Origin of the sequence: Rhodococcus sp. (in: high G+C Gram-positive bacteria) (assembly GCF_049591685.1) — a bacterium.
GTDB lineage: Bacteria > Actinomycetota > Actinomycetes > Mycobacteriales > Mycobacteriaceae > Rhodococcoides.
Genome location: NZ_JBAWFH010000232.1, coordinates 1 through 3150 on the forward strand (window position 1 = coordinate 1; position 3150 = coordinate 3150).

Below are 3150 nucleotides of genomic sequence, written 5' to 3' on the forward strand. Positions count from 1 at the left end.
CCGTCGGGAAGAATTATGCTGCCCACGCGGCCGAGATGGGTGGCGAAGCTCCGGAGTCTCCGGTCATCTTCATCAAGCCGAACACGTCCATCGTCGGGCCCGGCGCACCGATCGTTCTGCCGCGCACGTCCACGGAGGTCCACTACGAGGGTGAGCTCGCGGTCGTGATCGGACGACCGTGCAAGGACGTTCCCGCGGCCAAGGCGCTCGACGTCGTGCTCGGCTACACCGTCGCCAACGACGTCTCGGCCCGCGATCATCAGCGCCAGGACGGCCAGTGGACGAGAGCGAAGGGGCACGACACCTTCTGCCCGTTGGGTCCTTGGATCGACACGACCCTCGACGCTTCAGACGTCGAAATCGTCACCGAGGTCGAGGGTGTGGTCAAGCAGCGCAGCAGGACATCGCTCTTCGTGCACGATATCCCCAAGATCATCGAATGGGTGTCGGCGGTCATGACGCTTCTGCCGGGCGACGTCATTCTCACGGGCACTCCCGAGGGCGTTGGACCGATCACGGCCGGGCAGTCCGTCTCGATCACGGTCGAGGGCCTCGGCACCCTCACCAACCCGGTGGCAGCAAAGAACTGACAGCGTCGACTCCGCAACGCCGTACCCATCCCTGAAAAACGTGAGCGAGCAATGACCTCCACCGATGTACGTGTTCGATTCTGCCCTTCCCCGACGGGAACCCCCCACGTCGGACTCATTCGCACCGCCCTGTTCAACTGGGCGTTCGCCCGACACCACGGCGGCAGCTTCGTCTTCCGCATCGAGGACACCGATGCGGCCCGTGATTCCGAGGAGTCGTACGCCGCAATTCTCGACGCATTGCGCTGGTTGGGACTGTCCTGGGATGAGGGCCCCGAGGTCGGCGGTCCGTACGAGCCGTACCGGCAGTCGCTCCGCCGAGAGCAGCACATGGAGGTCGTGAAGTCGCTGCTCGAGGCCGGTGAGGCCTATCGGTCGTATTCCACCCCCGAGGAGGTGGAGGCACGGCACAAGGCTGCGGGCCGAGATCCGAAACTCGGATACGACAACTACGACCGCGACCTCAGCGAAGAGCAGAAGAAGGCGTTCGAGGACGAAGGTCGCAAACCCGTTGTGCGGCTTCGCATGCCGGACCACGACCTGTCGTGGACCGACCTCGTGCGCGGCGAGACGACGTTCAAGGCCGGAACCGTCCCGGACTTCGCGCTCACACGCGGAACCGGGATCCCGCTCTACACTTTGGTCAATCCCGTCGACGACGCCCTCATGAAGATCACGCACGTGCTGCGAGGCGAGGATCTTCTGTCGTCGACTCCGAGGCAGCTCGCTCTCTACGAAGCGTTGACTCGCATCGGGGTTGCGGACGGGACGCCGGAGTTCGGCCACCTGCCGTTCGTGATGGGACAGGGAAACAAGAAGCTCTCGAAGCGCGATCCCGAGTCGAACCTGTTCATTCACCGTGATCGAGGGTTCGTTCCCGAGGGGCTGCTCAATTACCTTGCCCTGTTGGGCTGGGGCATCTCGGACGACCACGATGTGTTCTCGCTCGACGAGATGGTTGCTGCTTTCGACATCGCCACCGTCAACTCCAACCCGGCTCGCTTCGATCAGAAGAAGGCCGACGCGATCAACGCAGAGCACATTCGCTTGCTCGAGCCGGCCGAGTTCGCCACCCGACTTCGCGCATTCCTCACCCAGCACGGCCACCTTCCGGCCGACATCGACGAAGCACAGTTCGCTGTCGCCGCAGATTTGGTGCAGACGCGAATCGTCGTGTTGTCCGACGCGTGGGGCCTGTTGAGGTTCCTCTATATAGGTGACGCCGATTTCGAGATCGACCCGGCCGCCGCAGCGAAGAACCTCGGGGCCGACTCCGCGCCGGTCCTCGACGCGGCGATCGCCGCACTCGACGCAGTATCCGAGTGGCGCACAGCGGATCTCGAGGAGGCACTCAAGACCGCGCTGATCGACGGCCTCGAGCTGAAGCCGCGCAAGGCGTTCGCGCCCGTCCGTGTCGCGGTGACGGGCTCGCACATCAGCCCGCCGCTGTACGAGTCGATGGAACTACTCGGGCGCGAGAAAACGCTGGCACGTCTGCGTGCCGCGCGCGCCACGGTCGGCTGATCACCGATGAGCACATGGTCGGGGTGACCCGGTGAGTCTCGTCGCACGCTTCGACGAGACTCAGCGGGCCCATCGCGTACTCGGCTTCCCGATCGCTGTGGTCTACAAGTTCGTCGACGACCAGGGCGGTTACCTGGCCGCGTTGATGGCGTACTACGCGTTCGTCTCACTGTTTCCGTTGTTGCTGCTCGGGTCCACCGTTCTCGGAATTCTGCTCGCAGGTAACCCCGAACTTCAGCAACAGATCTTGGACTCCGCGCTCAACCAGATCCCGCTCCTGGGACCGGATCTGGGCGAACCGGAGAACATCGGCGGCGGCACCACAGGATTGATCGTCGGCGTTCTCGGCTCGCTGTACGGCGGACTGGGTGTCGCAGTGGCAATTCAGAACGCAACGAACACCGCGTGGGCGGTGCCCAAAAATCTGCGCCCGGATCCGATCTTCGCCCGCGTGAAGGGGCTGGCCCTTCTGAGCACGGTGGGAATCGCAGTGCTCGCGATCACCGCGGTCAACGTGGTCAGCTCGGCCGGGTATTTCGGACGTGTCAGCGGTGTTGTCGTATTCGTGGTGATGGTTGTGCTGAACGTCGCGGTGTTCACTGTGGCATTCCGGCTCGCCACTGCGAGGCCGCTGTCGACGACCGACGTTCTGCCCGGGGCGATCGTGGCGGGGGTGATCTGGCAACTGCTTCAGGCGTTCGGCGGGGTGTACATCAAGTATGTGGTCTCTCGCGCATCGGTCACCAACGGGGTGTTCGCGGTAGTGCTCGGCGTGCTGGCGTTCATGTACGTCGCAGCTCTGCTCGTCGTCGTGTCGGTGGAAATCAACGCTGTCCGCGTGAACAAGCTGTACCCCCGTGCATTGTTGACGCCGTTCACCGACGATGTGGAGTTGACCGAGGGCGACAAGCTCACCTACACCGGCCAGGCCGAGGCTCAACGGAGCAAGGGTTTCGAGGAGATCGAGGTGACGTTCGACGGCCCCCGGGGCAGCGGTCAGTCCGATTCGGCGTAACAGGGCCTGACAGCAGTCTCC

3 protein-coding genes are annotated in these 3150 nt (G+C 63.9%); all 3 read left to right on the top strand.

What is annotated here, in order from left to right; translation table 11 throughout:
* Nucleotides 1–590: fumarylacetoacetate hydrolase family protein (locus tag WBQ44_RS09765; protein WP_495566506.1), on the top strand; the 590-nt coding region annotated here is incomplete at its 5' end.
* A 51-nt stretch (nt 591–641) separates the two neighbouring features.
* Nucleotides 642–2114 (top strand): glutamate--tRNA ligase, encoded by a 1473-nt coding sequence (gene gltX / locus WBQ44_RS09770; RefSeq protein WP_495566507.1) that lies wholly within the window; start codon nt 642–644, stop codon nt 2112–2114.
* Nucleotides 2115–2145: 31 nt separating this feature from the next.
* Nucleotides 2146–3129 carry a YihY/virulence factor BrkB family protein gene (locus WBQ44_RS09775; RefSeq protein WP_495566508.1) on the top strand — a complete coding sequence of 328 codons (984 nt, stop codon included), beginning with the start codon at nt 2146–2148 and terminating at the stop codon, nt 3127–3129.
* Nucleotides 3130–3150: the final 21 nt, after the last annotated feature.